Here is a 19,423-nt window from a genome sequence, read left to right on the forward strand (position 1 = left end):
TAACGAATAGTTATATTCAAAAATAAAGAAGTAGTATTCTATACGCTAAATCATTTAAAAGCTATTATTTTTGCCATTAAGTTTTCCTTACAATCTGACCTTTGTATCATTTATTTGAGTTGATAAATTCTATCTTTCTTTTGATTATCTTCTATAAAACTAACTTTTTCTTGTTTTACCATATTATCTAAAATTGAGCAGACTTCCACATATACTTTAGGTTTATTAGTTGTATAACGGTCTTTAGATACTTTACCACTTTCAATTAAAAACTCACAAATTTCTATTGTACTTGTATAACCTGATTCCAATAGATCAAGAATTTCAAGGTATAATGGAGTATTTGGAGAAGGTTCATTTTTCACATTTTCTTGTTTTGAAGAAAAAAGATCATCAAACGTTATTTGACTCATACACTCACTTCCTAATGTTTATAATGTTCAACTTGAATTTAATCTCTTGTATGGTTATATTATACCAAACATATATTCTGTTGTCCATCTATACATTAAATTAGCATTTCACGCAAAGATATAGGTTTCATATAAAACTATTCCTTTTTTTAAATGTTGTGTTATCTATTACAAAGAGGACTTAGTTGCCTACCAACGAAAAAGTGTTGAAACGATGAATCTGAGAAATCTGAATAGACAACACGATTCTTTAACACGGAACAATGTACAACTGAAACTTCAGTTCCAAACGATACTAGATCAAGTTTTTCCTTAATATAAAGGGGTTTTTAGTAATTTATACGCGCCTTTATCCTTAAAAACGCATTAAGAGCTCTTCTAAACATTCAATATCTGTTGTCATGTTATTTGTAACCTCCATATTTTTAATAGAGTTTATTTAGCCAAGTTAAAACACAATTAGATCGTCCTTTAACTATTCAATATACTTTTTAATTGTACCTTGTTCAGCCACGGTCTTTTTCTATGTAACATACGGTGACAGTTTGAACAAACTAAAATTAAATCATTTAATTTTGTTTTTGAATCTTCCTTATAATTAGAAACTGGAATAGTATGATGACATTCTATAAATCCATGGCCTAATTTACCGTATGTTTTATAAAAATCAAACTCACATATCTCACATTTTAGTTCATTGTTTTCTAATGCGATTTGTTTTTTCTTTTTTACCACGTTGCTATTTCGTTCACGTTGTTTATGTACCCTATATAATACTTTTCCCTCTGGAAATTCTTCCTCTTCATCAATATTAATAGGTTTAGAAACTACTTCTTTTTCATATGTAATACCAGATATAATACTTTGAGCTATATCATGAAGTTTGTCTTTATCATTATAAAACTCATTCCATATTTCTTCCTCTAATTTTGAACCTCTTTCTAGCCCCTTACCTTTATAATCAGGATCAAATCTAAGGAAATTACACATTTTCATATATACACCTTGAGGATTTCTAAATGTACCCTTATTTGGTCTCCTCTCATGTATTGGAAGGCCATTTAAAATTTGGCTTAGCTTTATAACATCTTCATGTTTGTTACTAATGTGGATGGGGCTATTCTTAAAATAACAGCTCAATGCTAGAATGAGTTCATCTCGTTTCCACTTTGGGTTTCTTTTGGTTTTTTCCGTTTTATCTGTGCCAACAGAAACATAGTTTCTTATTCCCCAATAACCTTTTCCTTTACCTTTAATAGAGTAGAAAAGATCATTTTCATCTCCAGCGGAACCTTTAAAAACCTCAGTATCACTGGAGTTAAGATAAATATGTTTTCGTATCTGTGCTTTCCAATCAGTATAAATCGAAATATCTATCTGGTTCCTTTCCTCTACTAAACTATATATATCTATTAGAGTAGCTTGCCCTCCTAATTCTTTAAAGACAGTAATTATCTCTTTAAGCCAATCTGATCTTTTTTCCATTGTAATTCACACCTCTCCATTTGCTCCTAAAGGAATAATTAATGCATTTTTTTATTTCATTATCTCCTTAGGAGATTCATCTATAGCATCTTAGAACTGAGATAATATATTATGTTTTGTTTTAAGTATAAAAGACCGGCGATGCTTAAACATCTACGTTTTTTTTATAGTTTAACATCCTACTAATCTAAATAAATTTAAGCTTGGTTCACAAATGAAGAAATGTATTTGCGTATGACTTTTACAGTTCTTGTATCAATTCTCGTTTTCTTTTGCAACTGAAAAAAACTATCAGATTCAAAAAATTCATCATATCCACTATATTTAACTGAGATCATCATATTATCAATTACTTTTTTTCCAAATTTAGAGAGTACGTAAGAACCGTTTTTGTTCTTTTTAATGAGAGGATTTAAAATAGGTTTGTGGTCAATATATTTTTTCACATCAACGATTTGTGATAAGTGTGACATTAATATATATGTATTATAAGCATCATTAAGTGCATTGTGTTGTTCTTTAACAAACGTTAGTCCTAGAAGTTCAATTGCTTTTGTTAAGCTTGGTGCGTGAGTTAGCTGCAACACATCCATAACGACCTCTTGAATATTTAAATGTCCCTTTAGTCCTTTCACATGAATCGCATATGTATAACAATTTTCTATTAATATTCGTAGGTCATTCTCCCCCCAGCTAACCATTATAAAGTCTTTACTGAAGTTCCAATTTCTAAAACCATATAGTACTTGTCCTAGGGACGGGGCACTTTTGATTGTTTTATTGGAGATACCAGTAAGCTCACTTATTCGTTTAGGTATGTAAGCATTGGGTTTGACATGTTTAGAGAAAAACTTAACACGCGCTAAGTTACTTGGAGTGCTTGATTTTACTGCACCAAACTGAATGATTTCATTTTGTATATTTTTTCTTTTGTTACCTCCAGTGTATTCTAAATCGATTACAATATAATGCAAGAAACCCCTCCTAGCCTATATTTCCTTTAATAATTGCTATAGCACATTTGTTACAATTGAAAAAATATGGTATGATTGGTATAGAAAAAGAGTATGTTAAAAAGACCGAAGATGTTCCAGCATCTCCGGCCTCAGATAGACGTTCCTTTAGGGATCGGCTTAATTCAGAGAAATAGACCTCGCCCCGTGAGTAAGGGAGGTCTATTTTTTATTCATAGACTGCATATGCACGAACAATGCAACAAGTGCGACTATCAAAGAAGAGAATCCCAGTGCTACCATTAGTGCCTCGTATACAGTCATGTGGCGTCACCCCCTTTCTATCATGGGGTTAGCCGACCGCCCTTATAGAAACAAACTATCTTTCTCAATTATAGCACAATTTTCCGCAAAAAAGAACTTTTGTTCCTTTGTTTAATGATATATAATAACCTTTTTCTACAAGAACTAGCATATTTCGTTTTGTGCGTATATGGACCAAGAATTCCGTGATTCACTCACTCTACAGCGTTATACACCTGGCATGATATTAGGATCAGCACCACACCATGTTTGATCATCATTTTCTTCAGTACATGGCTGAATCCAACAGATCCCAAATTCAAAAACCTTGTCCTTAGTTATTTTAGTAGTTTGATATTCTATTCCATTAGATAGATATTCTCCCGTAAAATCAAAGTAAGGATCATGGTAAGGATCATCAACAAATTCACCTTCTGCTCCAATTGTGAGCTTTATATCATTTTTATAAAAAGCAATCGATTCAAGCCTCTCACCACTCTGAATATCTCCTTTTATGTTTAAAGAAGGTAGACAGCATTTGATTGTTTGATTTTTATATTCAGTTTTATAGTTATATTGAATTAAGTACCTTCCATTCACATCAGGGGCCAACAGATCCATTTTTTCCAATTTAATAGGTGTGAAGTCAACTTCGTTTTCATTAACAAACAATTTTATATGACCTAGCGGAGTTTCCAACATATCATATCACCCAATCTTTTATTTAATATTGAATCCTTCGTATTAATAATTGAGCTCTGAGTAAGTTAACATTGAGTACTTGTTCAACCTCCATTATATAAGATGAATTTATTGCAATTATTTAAATTATTACTCTATATTTTATATATAGTGTTAAAATTAAACAATAAATAAAATGTGATTTCTGTCTGTTGAATGATAACAAAGAAATTATAAGTGGGTTATCGTAAAGTTCATCAGCGATTTTTCTTTTGCTCAAATAGTTAATAGATAAAAATAAAAAGGGGCTTCCAAACAACATATGGGCAGCCCCTGGTAGTTTAAAATAGATAAAAAACTAATTGATTTTCAGTCGGTGCCTTCTTTGATCGTTTCTTTTTGTACTGTGTTAGATTTACTATTCCAATCATATCTCCATCATCTTCATGAGTATCTTCCTCAGATGAAAAATCGAAATTGAATAGAACGGTATAACTTTTAAAACAGTACACCTTTCTGATAAACTGTACTTCTTTGTTTAAAAGGCACACTCTTGGTTTTAAGTAATCTTAAAATTATTAACTTTCTAAAGTTTGTATATAATGTACACTTATTGAAGAAGCTAGTATTAATTATCTCTGGATAAAAATGATGTTTTTACTGTAAGGATGATATATTTCATGAAATTTAGAACTGGAAAACTAACACAAGAAGGACAAGTTACTATCCCTATAGAAGCTAGAAATAACTTGAATTTAGAAGAAGGCGATAGGTTAGTAATAAGATCTACGGATTCTACACCTTCATTATGGACTATAGAGGTTGAAAAAAAGATACAACCAAGCGATTATTTTGGCTCATTGAAACCAAAAAACAGAAGGGTTAATCCTCAAAAAGAAAGAGAAATGACTTATGAACAACGCAAACTTGACTATATAAAAAAGCACTTTAATGACTAATCTAAACACTATAACTAACTGCAAAGATTTGGTTTTCTTGTTGGAAGGTAAAAAGTAATCCACCAGCTTAAGGGTGGATTACTTATCGAACCAATAGGGTTATTATACTCAGGGTCACACTCTCCTTGTTTGTACAGGTTCTCCCTTTTCTATATTACTAATTGTCACTTTAATATAACTTCTAAAGTCTCTATTCATAGGGGTTCCCATGAGTGGCTTTTTTCTTTGTTCTTCCTCTGCTTTTTGTAAAAAAATATCTAATTTACTTATCTTCTCTTCAAAACTAATAGAAGCATCTTTTTCTAGCTCCAAAATATAATCATAAATTTTTTGTGATGGCTCTCTTTGTGCATTGCCTGCAGTATACCCTCTTGTATAACTAGAAGTTAACGGAGACTTTGCTGATCTCTTCAAAAAGTTGAAAGCCTTTCGAAATTCCATCTCTTTATCTTTAATCACGTCCAACACTCTCCATAATTCGTAATGGCATTTACTACTTGATTAATTTGAGCTCCGATAATCATATGGTCTCGTTGATAATTGCAGTATCTGCTTGGCCCACCTGATGAATTATCCTTCGTCACCATACGTGTCCGTTATAGCAAATGTAAATCCTCGTTCTCAATTTTCTATTTCTCCTGTCACTTGGGGCTGAAATAAATAATTCATGACTTCATCTGATTGAGAAGCCTCTCTATTCAAACAAACGCTCAAAAGGATTAATGTTAATATAGTTATTCTCTATAGAAAAACCATACCCTTCCTTGATGTACCGAGAGACTTTGCTTCAGTTTTGCATGAAATCATTCCTAAATTAATCGTATGATTTAACATAGATTCCATCTAAACCTATATAACTATTAACTTCTAAACCTTCCTCCAAGTCATAATCATCCAAAATATTGTTAACTTGGTCATAGATAGAATCTTCAATGTCTTCAGACCTCAACATATCATATAGAGGTTTTAATATTCCTTTATTAAATCACTACCGTAAATTTTTACTTTTTTATCTTCACCTTCTGTAGGGTCAATAACTTGCTGAGTTACCTCTTCTACTTTATTTGGGTGACTTCCTATTGCAATTTTCTTTAAATCAGTTCCCCAGAAAATTCTACTTCTTGATCCTACATTAAAATCTACAAGTGATATTGATTTTAATTGGTCTATTGCATCTCTTAAGATACCTTTATCAAAAAAATAAGAATAATTAGAAGTCCCTTTTGCCTCTACTAAATAGGAGTTTCTAGTTGATAAATCTACACCCCATAAATCTGGTGTTCGTCCTTTAGAAATAGTCAACACAATCTGATTTTAAATACATTAAATGCCTAACCTTATAGTTACTTTGAATATAAGATTGAGCGAATATCATACCTAAACTATACATTATAGAAGTTTTCTCGCTTTGGTCTAGAAATCTTAAAATCGCTTTTTTGAGCCGTACTTTAGTATTTGTAAAATCTAAATAAGCATCTATTATCGCACCTCTATGAAGTTTCATTTCGTTAGGTAGTAATTTAACTAAATTTGCTGAAAGTCCAACAGTATAAGCACATCGAATTAAATCTTCATTTGTTGTTTGATATGTTTGAAGTGCTGCTTTCCTCCTTTTGGTAATAGAATCATAGTCTGTAAAATTCAAGAAAAACTTATAATCGATAGTATTCAAAATCTCTCCTCCAAAATAAAAAAATATCCGTTCACTTATTTTAATTATAAGTGAACGGATTTTGAACTTCCATAATTAAACAACTTTATTAGTCGTGAACACATATTTCATATTCTTCTAATTCTGTATCATACAATTTAACATCATAAACGCTTTTTTTTTCTTGAAAAATAGAATTTTTTTTCATTATCAAACGTTACTTACTTTAATTACATATGGATCCTATTGCAATAATATCCGCCTTTTTTCTTGCTCCACAGCTACAAAATACATTTCTGCTGAAAATAAAAAATGAATCCAATGTTCCTACATAATTCGACACAAAATTAATTTACAGCTCTTCGTAGACAATAAGTGAAAATTGTTTTCTAATGTAATAAGGACCACTTAAATGTACAGTAGTATCTAGCTGTGTACTTGTTTAGTTCTAGAAACTGAAGCACTAGGTATATGAAAAACAATATCTTGGGCTATAGAAAGTTCATCTTGGCTTCTAGATTGTTCTCTTTTAGCGTAATACCTTTGTTTAGCGGCTTCAAGTATGGTATCAATTTTTGTTTGAAAATAGTCAATCTCTTTCATTCTCTCTGCGTCTAGCATTTGTTTCTCATATTCATTAATTTTATGCCGTTCTTCTTTTGTTAGAACATCTCTTAATTTCATCAGGCTCACTCCTTATTTTTTCAATCCCTTGTCCGTTCTGTATGTTAACTTTATTATAACACATGAGAAAAATATTATGTAAACAGAGAGATGGAATTATTAAGCTAGCACTCTGTTTAATTGATATTTTCGTCATCTTCTAAATCCATATTTAATTGAGCCTGATTTTTCTTAACATTTTCTAATTTCTTTGTTGCTTTCTGATAGTCAAACTGAAGGACTACACCTTCACCACCGTAACCACCAATGATTCCTAAAAATACAGCTCTCCACCAATCAGAAGGTTCTGAAATGATAACTAATAATGAAGCTGCGACCGCTCCCCAAAGCATTTCCTCCAATACACCTGGATGATAAGCAAGCTTTGTATTTTTAGGTTTTTTAACCTTTCCGTGTTTTTTCGTATGCATTAGAACTCCCATGAAACATCCAGTAAATACTGCAATAACTAAGTTTAATAACATAAAAATACCCCCTTTTAGATCGCTTTTTAATAATATCTTTTTAAAACAAACAAAAAAGCGATCATTTGGAAGTGTCTCATAAGTAGAATAACGAACCTACATATAGTAGATCCGTTCATTCTTGAGAATAGTCCAAAGACCGCTTTTAGTTTAATAGGTAACCGCTAACCAATATATATGGTTGCAAAAGAAAGAAAAAAGAAAAAAGTGTTACAGTATCATTATAGCATTTGTAGAAAATTTAGGAATACTAATATTTCTTTCAATTAAAATAAATTCTTGTGTGGGTTAAGACAAAGTTTATTTAAAAGTATCTCAAGAAACTTGAACCTATCACTACTATTTACTACCTATGTTATTCCATATTGGGCCATATTGCTGAAGGTCATTATTGTAGAAAAAAATCTGATAGTTTAAATGTTTCTATTCACAAATTATCTCATTCCGACACTTATTTTTTTCATCGATATAATGATATTTTCTCCTTAATTATTTGCCCTGATTCGTCTTCCCATAGCACTTCTGCATATATATTCTCAATATTTGCAATCGTTACTGGAGTTCCTTTATATATTAATGGAGATGTACTCTCGTATTTTTCTATTAATATCTCGTTTATTTTTGGTATAAAGCCACCTTGGGATTGCGAATATATCATTTTATTTGCTTGCCTGTACTGCCCTCTATTTCTTTGCTAATAGCCGTATATACACTAAAATTATAGAAATTTGTTTTCAACCCATCTTTAGATTTGAATTTTAGTTCTGTATACTCCCAGTCTTATGTTTATCAGGGAGTATTGCAATCTATAATTCCTTACTTCCCAGTTTTCACTATCTCCAGATAAAGTAAAATAATAAGAATTAATTTTCTCTGGAAATTGGTTAACGTAATGTTGATCCCATTTCTTGTTTTTCTTTAAGTTCAATAATTTAATAAACTATCAATATAGCAGTTTAAAATAGTGTCCTAAAAGTATACTTAAAAGGACACTTTCACCTTTTTATTTTTTCCCATAATAAAAAGTACCACACTTTTCAAAGAGAATTGTCCCCAAAAAGTTCGCGTATTTTGAGTTCATTTTTAAAAAAACTAGGAAAATCATGAAAAATCACAAGAGAAATATTCATTTTCTTAAAACAAAAAGCCTTTTATTAGTTGATATAACAAGGTTTTTAGCTTGCGTATCATAGCTTTACCAAAATCTACAGGGATCTATAACATTGAGGGTGAACGAGGCGCTTGCGCTTTTATCATAGCTTTACCAATATCTACAGGGATCTATAACACATCTAGATCTAATAAGCTATTCCAATAAATCATAGTTTTACCAATTTCTAAAGGGTGATATAAAAAGGAATATTTGTAAACTTATTTTCAAAGGTTTCTTTATATACCCTACTCACTTTTACTACACCTAACGACATAAAAACGATGGATGTAAGTGAAATTGCATATGAGATTCATCGGTTATGTAGAAACCGTACTCAATCATGGGTAATGAAAAAGGGTGAGGCTTTGAAGGCTGCTGCAACAAATAACCCGTATAGATAAACGTTATATCACAGCCATTTGATTGGTTTGAAAATGCAAGACTTAAAGCTTGATAATTAGTAAAGGGTGGGTTATCCTACCCTCAAACGATCTCATCCATTTATAGTTCATTCGCTTTATTCTTCTCACCTGCTAGTTTATGTTAATAAATAACAAATCCGGACTTTTCTAATGAAGATCACTTATCGCACCCTTCCCAAGCATTCTGATATGAACTTGAAATGGAACTCCGTAAAATAATGTAATGAGTTGATTAATATATTTATCTTTGTCCTCAAACAAGAGGTGTCGGCTTTCAGCTATATAAACTTCAAATATTTTATCTAAAGGTAGTATTTCGATTGGATGTTCACTTTCAAATCGTGGATCAACGGTAAAACGTTCGTATGCTGTTAACTCAAGCTTACGAGGTCTATTTCGGATTTTTGAATAGTAGTTACTTAAGGAAACAAATATTTTATCAGCATTTGGTACTGCAGATACTGACTTAAATACTTGATAAATCCCTTCTAATCCAATAAATCTCTTTTGGTGAATTTCAATGGTTCTTTCATACTGCCATCGTAAGACAAAGTAATCAAGCACTTCTTCCTTCAATGAAAAATAATATGTAGACTCAAACAGTACCCCATTACCTTTATCCTACCTGAATATATTATCAAAAAAGCGCTAGTTACCATAATGCAATTTACCTTTCTTGACGGGTGGTACTCAGCATTGACTTCTAGTTTTAATTTACAAGGTCTATCATTCGTTGTTTTAGCACTTTTTAAAAATAGATTCTTTTCCATTTAAGATTTTTAATGTATATTTTAAAATTAATAATGCATTATATATTTACAATTTTATACTCTAAGTAAGTACCCCCAATAAAAGGCTGAGAAATACATTTTTCAACGATTTGTACCATTTCTGAAATGAGTAGTTCATCACCTTCATCTTCTTTCAGGATAAAGACATCATAGTAAATAATGATTAGCACAGCTGTGGGGGAAGTATGAACATTAACACCTTTTCCTTTTTACGGTTTAATCCCGTATCATACAGAATTTTACAACTAGTTCCTTGTTTAACTTCATTTTAACCTCTTTAATCCAAGTATCAGTGAGTTGCTTATCTAATTCTAGGTATTTATTGTCCAATCTGTATTTATTCCCTCTTCTAAGATCTGGACAAACCTTGTAATATTTTGATGATTATAGGTTTTATATTTACTTAACAGACTTACTAAAAAAAACCTGCTGAATCGAATGATATTTGGAGTCTGTTTCAACTCCTATACATACAATTAGCAGGGGATTCCTGGTGTGTCTTTTTAGGATTAAAGTAATTATAGCATGATTATATATTATTTTAAGAAAAAAATAGAAAAACAGGAAAAACAAACCAATACATCACCCTATAACCCCATCAAAACACCTGAAGAAAGGACATTCGAACAAAGAGTGTACTTTCTACAATTAACAATACAGTCAACTCAACTTATTACTTTTTTTCATCAAGATTCACAATTTTTTGTTTCTTAATGTTGTAGTCAATGTAAATAAAAAAGGTGCAACCCTTTTCTGTGTATACGTCATGGGCTTCTTCTCCAGAAGCTGTTAAAAAATCTCCTTCTTTCATGATATCGTCATTAAGTTGGACTTCTCCTTCAACAAGTAATGCTACTTCTCTTCTTGGGTGATCGTGAAAAGGAATACTTCCACCTGGTTCAACCTTTACAAGAAAAGCGACCCTCCCTGTATCTTCATCTTCCCACAAGTAAGCCATTTCTGTACCTTCATACATTCCACCTTCCCATACCATATTTTCTTTATGGACAATCGTATGTTTTGGATTACTCATAAATACTTTCTCCTCTCATTATTTTAAGTTATTTCAAAGATATATATAATAGCTTCAAATACATTACTTTATCTAATATTTGTATTTGAAGAGAATATATAAATAGTTCAAGTATATCGGTTTTGCTAAGATCATTTTCGCTATTGCTCACTGTTAACACTCTAAAAATTTGTGATTTTCACAAATTCATCTGGTAATACTTGGGTTGCTATATATCCCTCTGAACACTTATTAAAGTCATTTAAACTTATTTCACCATTCATAAACGCTAATAGACTTTTTACTTCAGATGTATTATGTTTTTTATAAAAAATACTATGGCTTTTACTTATCTTGGACCTATAGTCTTCCCGGGGGTGGGATATATGAATGTTGGTGGCAAGTGAATGGTATAAAAAATTTATGCCCTGTTTGTGTACTCGGTATCCAAGTTCAAAGTGTTCAAACCCCCACTGACTAAAACCTGGGTCAAACCCTTTTATATTTTGAAAAAGTTCAGTACTAATTGACATATTCCCACTAAATGTTGCGATCCAAGGTACATTTGATATCGATTCTCCAGAGTCACCAAATAGTTTATAAACTAATCCGCAATATTGAGGTGTACGCAGCCCTTTTTGAGTCAAATACTGTTTGAATATTCTTGTTAAATTGTTCCATGGATCAGTTACATACATCTCTTTTACATTGCCAATTACAATTGAATTCCATTTTCCTTTTTCTTGAAAAGCTAAGTGTTGCTCTAAAAAATCTGGGACCGGTATCCGATCTGCATCACAAAATGAAATAACATCACAATCTTCAGCTTCTTTAACTCCTTGATTACGAGAAACAGACCTACCTCTATTTTCAATCCGTTTGTAGGTTAAATCTAACTGGTTTTGGAATAACTGACAGATACTCTTAACATCTTGAGTTGAGCCGTCATCCACAACAACAACTTTAAATAGATTTGTGCTGATTGTCTGATTCAAAAAGCCATGTAATGTACAAATTAAAGGTAATGCTTGATTATAAACCGGTATAATTACACCCATTTTTTGCATTATCATCACCTGTTTTTAAAAAGATTATAAAAAAGTGTTCTCTAAATAGCTCGTCTTTTCTTGTGCTAAATGGATAGCGGTCTGTAATCGATAGTAACTTTGTATGAATTTAATTAGGTATAGCTACTATTTTTTGAATTAATTATAGAAAGTATTTTTAAAACTCGTCTTTTATTGTCTATTAAAATGATAAAAACCCGAGTATTTTTCCTTAAAAAACGCTTAAATAGATAAAAAAGGAGCGTGAAACATGGACAAGGGAAAACTATCTACGGTTAATACAATTTTCATAGAAAGTAAAGTTGAAGATGTGTGGTGGTATTTTTCAACACCAACAGGATGGAATAGTTTTTTAACGGATGTAGCTGAACATACTGAAAATAAAAGTGTTATTGAGATTGGAGATGAAGTGAATTTTATTATTGGTGAATTAACGAATAATTCTATATGCATTATTTCTAAAGAACCAAATGTAATTGTATTTTGGGATAAATATAAGGGATTACTACCTGATGGCACTACTCGAGAATATGAACTTCACACGTCATTTTCAATTAGTAAAATCAATGAAAATCTAGTAAAAGTTGTTGTGAAAGTTGATGGGTATGATGATGATGAAATGATGCAATGGATTAGAGAATGTGGTGAAATGGGATGGAGGCAAACTTTATATAATTTGAAATGTATCATTGAGTTAGGATTAGATTTACGAAATGATATATTTAATTATCCGAGGATTGGGGTCATTAACTATACTGCTACGCCTGAACAACTAAAAGAATCCTGTTCAGCAGAGAAAGGAAATTATATACGAAGAGTTTATCCTAACAGCCCTGCCTATTTTGCTGGTTTAATAGAGGGTGATATTGTAACACATATTAATAATGAAACTGTTGAGACTTATTATGACTTTGTTAGAGTTTTATCACATTTCTTTAATCGTTCAAATGAAGTATCCCTTACTTTTGTCAGGTCAGGAACGGTCTATCAAAAGGCTATTAAACTGACTTATGATGACCAGTTTACAGGTATGATTGATCCAGAAAAAACACCACTATCTGAAGTCGAAGCGGTTAGAAAAGAAAAAAGCAAAATTAAGAAAGAAAATAAATAGCACTTATCTCATAAGGATAAGTGCATCATTAAACAGTTTTATTTTTTAAAATGTTCTTCGCAAACCATTACCACGTTACCATCTGGATCCTTAAAATTGAAGAAGGCAACCATTTCATCTCGTTCAATTTCTCTAATGATTTCTCCCCCATTATCTATAACTAGTTTATACGCTTTATGCACATCTTCTGTGTGAAGCATAAATGAAGGTCGTACATCGTCTCTATTATTACGGTTATCATCTAATAGGACACCACGTCCCTCACCCATATCAAACCAATGACAAGGACCTTGGGGATCTTCATCTGGTGCTGGTTGTTCTAAGATTTTAGAATACCACTCTGTTGATTTTTTAAGGTCCTTTACATGAATAAATACACTTCCTAATCGATCAATAGTTGCTGCCATAACTAAACACTCCCTTATTATTTAATATAAATTTGCCTTTCAATATATATAACGAGTTTTTTATTAAAAACCTTACAATAAAATTTAAAATTTTTTAAAGTTATCCAAAAAGTCGATGAGAACTGGCTTACAATCGATAGCTTTTTCAAGAAGTAGATTAAAAAGCACAAAAACTTATTTTTTTAGGTAAAATGACTGTTACTCTACCATTTTCAAAGAAAACTTTTGAACTTTCCCCACTTCTCATTTAATTAGATTTAGTTTTTAGTTTTCAGTAATTTTTAAATACAAAGAGTTCAAAGTTGACTTGAAGTGAATGTTTTGGATACTCATACCATTTAGCTCTATATTCAAGATATGACCAATATACTAATCTAAACTTATGGACTTAGTTAAATTATCACTGGACTGTCAACACCAAACTAGACAGTTTTCTTAAGGTGTCTATCTTTGTACTCAACAGGACTTGCATACCCTAATGTGCTATGAATACGAATATGGTTAAACCAATGCACGTAATCATGGAGCTCTCGTGTTAATTCTTCTAAACTTTCATACTGCCTGCCATGGATAAATTCTGTCTTAATAATTTTAAATGTTGCTTCTGCAACTGCATTATCATAGGGGCACCCCTTCATGCTTAAGGAGCGTTTAATAGAGAACGTTTTTAAAGCTTCGTCAATTAATTTATTTTTGAATTCGTTTCCTCTGTCTGTATGAAACAATTGGATATGATGAAGGTCTTCCTTTATTGAAGCGATAGCACGATAAACCAGCAACGCATCCTTATTCACCCCTGTACTATACCCAATAATTTCTCGGATAAAGAGGTCAACAAATACACATATGTAATTCCATTTTTTATCAACTTTTACATATGTTACATCGCTTACGACAACGGACAATGCTTCGTTTTGCGTGAATTCGCGATCTAGTTCATTGGAATATAGGTCCTCATTTGGCTTTTCTGAATGGGGTTTAAACTGTGCGACGGTATATTTAGAAACCAGTCCTTGTTCTTTCATGACTCTACCAATGCGTCTTCTAGAAACGGTTTTCCCAAGCTTTATAAGTTCATGTTTTATTTTGCGTGTCCCGTAATTTTGTCGACTCTCATGAAAGATTCGAACAATATCTGACGTGACATCATCCTCATGAGTTCGCTGTGTTGCTTCATAATAATACGTGCTTCTTGGGAGTTGAAGTACTTGGCACATTGCTGATATCGAGTATTTGTGTTTGTTTTACTTAATCACATTTACTTTTGTCTTAGTATCAGCGCGGCTTGCTTTAAATCCATTTCCAATTGCTTTTTTCGCTTACGTAATTCTTGCAGTTCCTTTTGTTCAGGACTTAGGTTATCCTTCTCTTTGAATGACCCAGATTTTTTAAATTGATTAATCCATTTATCAAGAGAAGAAGGTGTTAAGTCGTATTCTCGAATAATTTCTTTTCGTGGTTTTCCATTCTCATAAAGTTGTACAATTTGTTGCTTGAATTCTTGGGTAAATGTACGGTGTGCTCTTTTTGTCATGTAGATTCTCCTCATCATTCGTGTAGTAAGTTCATTCTACTTGACCTTAAAATTTAAGTGTAGCCGATCCAACCAGCTCCCCCTGTTACTAAAAGGCTCATTCTACATCATGCTCCTGACTAAGTTTTATATTGCTTTCTAGCATAGATGTATGAGTCCCCACATCTACCCACCAATTATTAATGATATTATAAGTCATTAGTCCTTTTTCGATGTATAAGTTATTAAGGTCGGTTATTTCTAATTCTCCTCTTTTGGAGGGTTTTAAGTTTTTAATTAGGTCAAACACTTTCTCGTCATACATATAACAACCAATGACACAGAGGTTGGACTTGGGGTATATTGGCTTTTCTTCAATAGATACAATGGTACCCATATTATCAAGTTTAGCAATTCCATAGCGGTTGGGATCTTCTACTTTTTTTAGGAGTATCTTTGCTCCCTTTTGTTGTTTCATGTAATCATCAATGTGGTTTTTAATACTGTTACCAATGATATTGTCACCTAATAATACTATGAACTTTTCTTTAGAAACATGGTCTCTCACTTTATATAAGGCATCTGAAATACCTTTTGATTTGGTTTGAAATACATACTTTATTTTTACCCCTAGCTTCTCTCCTCTCCCCAATATAGTTATAAAGTCATACAGATCTCTTGGATTAATAACTAAAATAATATTTTTAATACCTGTATCCTTAAGAGATTTTATAGGCCAAAAAATCATTGGCTTTGAACCTACCGGTAACAAGTGTTTATTGATAACCTTAGTAAAAGGAGCCAATCTAGTACCTTCTCCTCCAGCTAGGATTACACCTTTCATTAATATCCCCCTTTATTGGCTATTAAAAAATTTATTACTTTTACTTTAACGGTAAATAGTTAAAAAAGACTATGAAATTTTTATATAAACTTAAGGGGAAATTGCGGTGTTAAGTATGCTTCAGTTTTCTTCTTTAAGCGGGCGACGTAACCCAATGATGGAGATGAATTTTGGTTGACGTTACTCATAGACTTCTTTGTTCCGCTATCTAAATAATAATTATAATTTCGTATAAAAAAAAGCTTAGACTGTCAGTGCTTTGGCAGTTAAAGCCGATTATAATGCTATTATACTACTGGAGTTAGTATAGTTTTATGGACACAAAAACGTTAAGTACTTAAAATGCATTTAGAAAGGTTGTGTCCGGATGGGAAACAAAAATACAGGCAAAAAACACACCCAAGATTTCAAGAAAATGATCGTTGAACTTTACCGTTCTGGTAGCTCAGTCAAAGAACTTAGTAATGAATATGGCGTATCGGAAGCAACCATTTATAATTGGAATAAGAAGTACTCTCCTATTGAAACAGAAGATGGTTCAAACGGCTGATGATATTTCAAAGATGCAAGAGGAGAATGAAATCTTAAAAAAGGCTATGGCCATATTCGCGAAAAAGTAAATCCAGACGAGCTAACGGGCTTCATCCAAGAGAAAACGACAGAACCCCCAGTGTCACTTATGTGTGAGATATTGAATATACCTCGCAGTACATATTATCAATCATTAAATAAGGTTGAATCAAAACCTGAAAAAGAAAATAGACAAATCACTGAGCGAATAACAACCATCCATAAAGAGAGTAAAGGACGTTATGGGGCTCCAAAAATTCACCATCAACTAACAGAAGAAGGAATACACATCAGTTTGAAACGTGTCCAACGTTTAATGAAAAAAGCTGATATCCACTCTATTGTTAAAAAGATATTCCGTCCACATGGTTCGACTGAAAAAGTTGTAAATCGAGAAAACATCTTGAAAAGAGATTTTTCAACTTCATCAATTAATGAAAAGTGGGTGGCAGATATAACTTATGTGTATACGGTGAAAGACGGATGGTGCTATTTAGCATTGGTGATGGATTTACATTCGCGAAAAATTGTCGGTTATTCCTTTTCATCGGAAATGACAACAGAAGTCGTCATAACAGCTCTAGAAAACGCTTACGTAACTCAATTACCACCCGAAGGGTTAATTCTACATACTGACCTAGGTTCACAATATACAAGCAAAGCATTTACTGATCGTATTAAATCTTATGGTATAACACACTCCTTTAGTCAAAAAAGATGCCCTTATGATAACGCCTGTATTGAATCATTCCTTGGTATATTGAAGAAAGAAGAAGTAAATCATGTTCAATATCTAGACTATAAAGCTGCCAATATCGCCATCTTTGAATTTATTGAAGCATGGTATAACAGAAAAAGAAAGCATAGCAGCATTGCTTATAAAACACCTCAAGCAATAGAAGAATTATTCAAAGACTCTGCATAAAACTTAATTTTTTTGTATCCAAGATATTGACTCAAGTCCACTACTTGTTTTGCTGCTGGCATTAAGTACACCTTCATTACATTACATAGACAATTTTATAATGTTTTGAATGAAGTTTCTCAGCATAACATGTTAATTATTAGTCTAAATTAGTTTTTGTTTACATCTACAAAAGTTATTGACTAGACTTTTTTAAAATATTGCTATCAAGGGATTCTATTATAGACTTGAGGTTATTCAAACTATTATTTTCACAGTGGATAAGCTTGTCAATCCTTTTCTCTATCCTATCACTCATTTTTGATAGACTATCTGTATGAAAGCCTTTCAGAAGCATATTACCCAATGATGACCAACTTTGGGATGATTCAAGCAAAAATGAAACATCATACTCAGGAATGTATTTTTTTAGTGTTCTATAAAAGTTTGTTCTTGAGTTTGACATATTGTTTATAGAGTTAAACCATACACTGAGTTCATTGTATAGTTCTTGTTTTGTGTCAAAAGTGTTGTTAATTGTATGAACAAGGCTTTTCTTTACTTCACGCAAGCCACATATTCCTATATATCCTTTAAGATCTTTGTTCTTAACTTCCCAATTCCCTAACATCACATTATAGTTTTCCTGTATGATTCCCAATAGTTGTTCCATCGATAACTTTTGATTACCTGGATTAACTGTTAAAGAGTAAATTTTTAGCTCTTCTTCAGGAAAGTTTATTAAGTACGACGACACACCTTTTTTTAATTCATCTTCAGTAATTTCACCGTAGTAATGATAGTAGTGGTCATAAATTTGATATTTGTCTTTAACCTTATCGTAGACTTCTATTAAATGCTGTTCATGTTCCTCTTGAAAAAAAACAGAGTACTCTAATTCAAATACATCTACGTTGACTGCTACAGAATTTTCGTTCATAAGGTGTTCATCCAAAGTTTTTAAACAATCCTTATCGTTATTGAAATTGAATGTATTAAAAGTAATGTTTTCTCCAAATTGCTCTTCTAAAGTTTTATATTGATAATCAAGCAATATTTTATTATTGATAACATCAAAATATAAACCAGATTGAAACCATAATTCTTCTTTGTCTACCCCTTGTTGTGCTGCTAGTGATGTAATTACTAATTGAAAACAGTTTAAGGAATTGTCTTTAACTAGACGATTACTCATTATATTGTCACCTCAATAGTTATGCAGAATATATGAATAGATGGGTTATCTTCAAACATAAGTTTGTTCGCTCGTGCGGATTTATTAAAGTTAATGGAGTTATACCAGATGATAGGAAAGTAGATATTTTTTATTCCATGTCTTGTATGAAGATAAGGCGCTTGTATTGCAACATCTTCATTAAATTTAGGTTGAGGTTCAATAAAGTCTGTAAAACCTAGCGGTTTACTTATAACATGTGATGTGTCCTCATAAAGATGAACATCCTCAGAGAAATCCCCATTATTAGAAGTACCCAAAAAATGTATTTTATTAATGTTATACATCTCTCCTAAATCTATGGTTTGTCCACACATTTCTACATTGTCCCTATGATTGTTTTTAGAAAACATAAACGGTATATCTGAGTGTGTGAAGGATCTATTAAATGGAATATACTTTTGTGGAAATGAAGAAAAAGCTAAACTTAGTTCTCCTTGCTTAAACTCCTGTTCAGTAGTTACTCCCCGGTTGTTGAAGTATCTTTGTAAACTAATACATTTAAACAACGTTTCTCCTCCTCTAGATTTAATACAGAATTAAGATCAGTAATTGAAGTTTTACTTCGAATGTTAAATGGATAAGGTTTATAGGGTGAAAAAATATTGACCAAATACATACAGATATTTATGCGGTCCAAAATGTCTAAAAAAAGAGCCCCAAAAGGGACTAAAAAGTTATATTTTTATCAAATGCTGCAATTGAAGTGCTAATAATTTTTTGTAAAGGAGACAACGAAGTCACAAATTTATTTAGTCAGGTTTGAAGACAAGCAGGGAGGTTTCAATATTGTTACAAT

23 protein-coding genes and 2 pseudogenes are annotated in these 19,423 nt (G+C 31.8%); 3 read left to right on the forward strand and 22 right to left on the reverse strand.

From position 1 onward, the window contains the following. Nucleotides 1-110: 110 nt before the first annotated feature. The 5 genes from JM172_RS13865 to JM172_RS13885 form a co-directional block, all read right to left on the reverse strand. Nucleotides 111-413, reverse strand: a complete 303-nt coding sequence (locus JM172_RS13865; RefSeq protein WP_214482961.1) for a DUF3895 domain-containing protein — start codon at nucleotides 411-413, stop codon at nucleotides 111-113. Nucleotides 414-884: 471 nt separating this feature from the next. Further along, the gene (locus tag JM172_RS13875; RefSeq protein WP_214482962.1) at nucleotides 885-1,898 is read right to left on the reverse strand and encodes an HNH endonuclease; all 1,014 of its coding nucleotides are present in this window, start codon (nucleotides 1,896-1,898) and stop codon (nucleotides 885-887) included. A gap of 197 nt (nucleotides 1,899-2,095) precedes the next feature. Beyond that, nucleotides 2,096-2,872, reverse strand: a complete 777-nt coding sequence (locus JM172_RS13880) for a 3'-5' exonuclease (RefSeq protein ID WP_214482963.1) — start codon at nucleotides 2,870-2,872, stop codon at nucleotides 2,096-2,098. Between the two features lie 201 nt (nucleotides 2,873-3,073). Continuing rightward, nucleotides 3,074-3,175: a putative holin-like toxin gene (locus tag JM172_RS24805; protein ID WP_250886671.1), complete on the reverse strand. Its 102-nt coding sequence runs from the start codon at nucleotides 3,173-3,175 to the stop codon at nucleotides 3,074-3,076. A gap of 207 nt (nucleotides 3,176-3,382) precedes the next feature. Then, a complete protein-coding gene (locus tag JM172_RS13885; RefSeq protein WP_214482964.1) occupies nucleotides 3,383-3,856 on the reverse strand; it encodes a hypothetical protein in 474 nt (157 codons plus the stop codon). Nucleotides 3,857-4,515: 659 nt separating this feature from the next. On the opposite strand from JM172_RS13885, the gene JM172_RS13890 reads away from it, so the two are divergent. Further along, the gene (locus tag JM172_RS13890) at nucleotides 4,516-4,794 is read left to right on the forward strand and encodes an AbrB/MazE/SpoVT family DNA-binding domain-containing protein (protein ID WP_214482965.1); all 279 of its coding nucleotides are present in this window, start codon (nucleotides 4,516-4,518) and stop codon (nucleotides 4,792-4,794) included. A 114-nt stretch (nucleotides 4,795-4,908) separates the two neighbouring features. On the opposite strand, the gene JM172_RS13895 is transcribed toward JM172_RS13890, so the two are convergent. The 12 genes from JM172_RS13895 to JM172_RS13945 all read right to left on the reverse strand — a co-directional run bounded on the left by JM172_RS13895 (nucleotide 4,909) and on the right by JM172_RS13945 (nucleotide 12,038). Continuing rightward, nucleotides 4,909-5,253: a hypothetical protein gene (locus JM172_RS13895; RefSeq protein WP_214482966.1), complete on the reverse strand. Its 345-nt coding sequence runs from the start codon at nucleotides 5,251-5,253 to the stop codon at nucleotides 4,909-4,911. Then, a complete protein-coding gene (locus tag JM172_RS25205; protein WP_284730465.1) occupies nucleotides 5,250-5,378 on the reverse strand; it encodes a hypothetical protein in 129 nt (42 codons plus the stop codon). Before JM172_RS25205 ends, JM172_RS13895 begins: the two co-directional genes overlap by 4 nt. Before the next feature lie 230 nt (nucleotides 5,379-5,608). After that, the gene (locus JM172_RS13900; protein WP_214482967.1) at nucleotides 5,609-5,746 is read right to left on the reverse strand and encodes a hypothetical protein; all 138 of its coding nucleotides are present in this window, start codon (nucleotides 5,744-5,746) and stop codon (nucleotides 5,609-5,611) included. Nucleotides 5,747-5,760: 14 nt separating this feature from the next. Further along, nucleotides 5,761-6,096, reverse strand: coding sequence for a hypothetical protein (locus JM172_RS13905; protein WP_214482968.1), 336 nt, complete (start codon nucleotides 6,094-6,096; stop codon nucleotides 5,761-5,763). Then, nucleotides 6,083-6,466 carry a hypothetical protein gene (locus tag JM172_RS13910; protein ID WP_214482969.1) on the reverse strand — a complete coding sequence of 128 codons (384 nt, stop codon included), beginning with the start codon at nucleotides 6,464-6,466 and terminating at the stop codon, nucleotides 6,083-6,085. Before JM172_RS13910 ends, JM172_RS13905 begins: the two co-directional genes overlap by 14 nt. 405 nt (nucleotides 6,467-6,871) lie before the next feature. Then, nucleotides 6,872-7,129, reverse strand: coding sequence for a hypothetical protein (locus tag JM172_RS13915; protein ID WP_214482970.1), 258 nt, complete (start codon nucleotides 7,127-7,129; stop codon nucleotides 6,872-6,874). Between the two features lie 116 nt (nucleotides 7,130-7,245). Next, entirely contained in the window at nucleotides 7,246-7,593 is a 348-nt protein-coding gene (locus JM172_RS13920) for a DUF4257 domain-containing protein (protein ID WP_214482971.1), read from the reverse strand. Nucleotides 7,594-8,053: 460 nt separating this feature from the next. Next, nucleotides 8,054-8,251, reverse strand: coding sequence for a hypothetical protein (locus JM172_RS13925; RefSeq protein WP_214482972.1), 198 nt, complete (start codon nucleotides 8,249-8,251; stop codon nucleotides 8,054-8,056). A 1,064-nt stretch (nucleotides 8,252-9,315) separates the two neighbouring features. Further along, nucleotides 9,316-9,744 carry a hypothetical protein gene (locus JM172_RS13930; RefSeq protein WP_214482973.1) on the reverse strand — a complete coding sequence of 143 codons (429 nt, stop codon included), beginning with the start codon at nucleotides 9,742-9,744 and terminating at the stop codon, nucleotides 9,316-9,318. 232 nt (nucleotides 9,745-9,976) lie between these two features. Continuing rightward, nucleotides 9,977-10,129, reverse strand: a complete 153-nt coding sequence (locus tag JM172_RS13935; RefSeq protein WP_214482974.1) for a hypothetical protein — start codon at nucleotides 10,127-10,129, stop codon at nucleotides 9,977-9,979. A 503-nt stretch (nucleotides 10,130-10,632) separates the two neighbouring features. Continuing rightward, complete coding sequence (locus JM172_RS13940; RefSeq protein WP_214482975.1) at nucleotides 10,633-10,992, reverse strand: cupin domain-containing protein; 360 nt, start codon at nucleotides 10,990-10,992, stop codon at nucleotides 10,633-10,635. Nucleotides 10,993-11,153: 161 nt separating this feature from the next. After that, entirely contained in the window at nucleotides 11,154-12,038 is an 885-nt protein-coding gene (locus JM172_RS13945) for a glycosyltransferase family 2 protein (protein ID WP_214482976.1), read from the reverse strand. Nucleotides 12,039-12,288: 250 nt separating this feature from the next. Between JM172_RS13945 and JM172_RS13950 the strand changes: the two genes are divergently transcribed. Then, nucleotides 12,289-13,152, forward strand: coding sequence for a PDZ domain-containing protein (locus JM172_RS13950; RefSeq protein WP_214482977.1), 864 nt, complete (start codon nucleotides 12,289-12,291; stop codon nucleotides 13,150-13,152). 38 nt (nucleotides 13,153-13,190) lie between these two features. Here JM172_RS13950 and JM172_RS13955 read toward each other — a convergent pair whose 3' ends face one another. The 3 genes and pseudogenes from JM172_RS13955 to JM172_RS13965 form a co-directional block, all read right to left on the reverse strand. Then, the gene (locus JM172_RS13955) at nucleotides 13,191-13,559 is read right to left on the reverse strand and encodes a VOC family protein (protein ID WP_214482978.1); all 369 of its coding nucleotides are present in this window, start codon (nucleotides 13,557-13,559) and stop codon (nucleotides 13,191-13,193) included. 422 nt (nucleotides 13,560-13,981) lie between these two features. After that, nucleotides 13,982-15,093, reverse strand: a pseudogene (locus tag JM172_RS13960) (IS3 family transposase). A 97-nt stretch (nucleotides 15,094-15,190) separates the two neighbouring features. Continuing rightward, nucleotides 15,191-15,916, reverse strand: coding sequence for a sugar phosphate nucleotidyltransferase (locus tag JM172_RS13965; RefSeq protein ID WP_214482979.1), 726 nt, complete (start codon nucleotides 15,914-15,916; stop codon nucleotides 15,191-15,193). A gap of 367 nt (nucleotides 15,917-16,283) precedes the next feature. On the opposite strand from JM172_RS13965, the pseudogene JM172_RS13970 reads away from it, so the two are divergent. Next, nucleotides 16,284-17,411 (forward strand): annotated as a pseudogene (locus tag JM172_RS13970) (IS3 family transposase). A 175-nt stretch (nucleotides 17,412-17,586) separates the two neighbouring features. Here JM172_RS13970 and JM172_RS13975 read toward each other — a convergent pair. Together JM172_RS13975 and JM172_RS13980 are read right to left on the reverse strand one after the other, a co-directional pair. Continuing rightward, the gene (locus JM172_RS13975; protein WP_214482980.1) at nucleotides 17,587-18,585 is read right to left on the reverse strand and encodes a BtrH N-terminal domain-containing protein; all 999 of its coding nucleotides are present in this window, start codon (nucleotides 18,583-18,585) and stop codon (nucleotides 17,587-17,589) included. Then, nucleotides 18,585-19,133 (reverse strand): hypothetical protein, encoded by a 549-nt coding sequence (locus tag JM172_RS13980; RefSeq protein WP_214482981.1) that lies wholly within the window; start codon nucleotides 19,131-19,133, stop codon nucleotides 18,585-18,587. The genes JM172_RS13975 and JM172_RS13980 overlap by 1 nt, the downstream gene beginning before the upstream one ends. Nucleotides 19,134-19,423 lie beyond the last annotated feature (290 nt).

The organism is Bacillus sp. SM2101 (assembly GCF_018588585.1).
GTDB classification, from domain to species: Bacteria; Bacillota; Bacilli; order Bacillales; family SM2101; genus Nanhaiella; species Nanhaiella sioensis.

Bases quoted from the DNA above. Each gene is read 5' to 3' on its own strand.
- JM172_RS13915 (WP_214482970.1), bottom strand. From the start codon at position 7,129: ATGAAATTAAGAGATGTTCTAACAAAAGAAGAACGGCATAAAATTAAT.
- JM172_RS13865 (WP_214482961.1), bottom strand. From the start codon at position 413: ATGAGTCAAATAACGTTTGATGATCTTTTTTCTTCAAAACAAGAAAAT.
- JM172_RS13900 (WP_214482967.1), bottom strand. From the start codon at position 5,746: ATGTTGAGGTCTGAAGACATTGAAGATTCTATCTATGACCAAGTTAAC.
- JM172_RS13885 (WP_214482964.1), bottom strand. From the start codon at position 3,856: ATGTTGGAAACTCCGCTAGGTCATATAAAATTGTTTGTTAATGAAAAC.
- JM172_RS13925 (WP_214482972.1), bottom strand. From the start codon at position 8,251: ATGATATATTCGCAATCCCAAGGTGGCTTTATACCAAAAATAAACGAG.
- JM172_RS13890 (WP_214482965.1), top strand. From the start codon at position 4,516: ATGAAATTTAGAACTGGAAAACTAACACAAGAAGGACAAGTTACTATC.
- JM172_RS13955 (WP_214482978.1), bottom strand. From the start codon at position 13,559: ATGGCAGCAACTATTGATCGATTAGGAAGTGTATTTATTCATGTAAAG.
- JM172_RS13940 (WP_214482975.1), bottom strand. From the start codon at position 10,992: ATGAGTAATCCAAAACATACGATTGTCCATAAAGAAAATATGGTATGG.
- JM172_RS24805 (WP_250886671.1), bottom strand. From the start codon at position 3,175: ATGACTGTATACGAGGCACTAATGGTAGCACTGGGATTCTCTTCTTTG.
- JM172_RS13875 (WP_214482962.1), bottom strand. From the start codon at position 1,898: ATGGAAAAAAGATCAGATTGGCTTAAAGAGATAATTACTGTCTTTAAA.
- JM172_RS13945 (WP_214482976.1), bottom strand. From the start codon at position 12,038: ATGCAAAAAATGGGTGTAATTATACCGGTTTATAATCAAGCATTACCT.
- JM172_RS13920 (WP_214482971.1), bottom strand. From the start codon at position 7,593: ATGTTATTAAACTTAGTTATTGCAGTATTTACTGGATGTTTCATGGGA.
- JM172_RS13965 (WP_214482979.1), bottom strand. From the start codon at position 15,916: ATGAAAGGTGTAATCCTAGCTGGAGGAGAAGGTACTAGATTGGCTCCT.
- JM172_RS13975 (WP_214482980.1), bottom strand. From the start codon at position 18,585: ATGAGTAATCGTCTAGTTAAAGACAATTCCTTAAACTGTTTTCAATTA.
- JM172_RS13950 (WP_214482977.1), top strand. From the start codon at position 12,289: ATGGACAAGGGAAAACTATCTACGGTTAATACAATTTTCATAGAAAGT.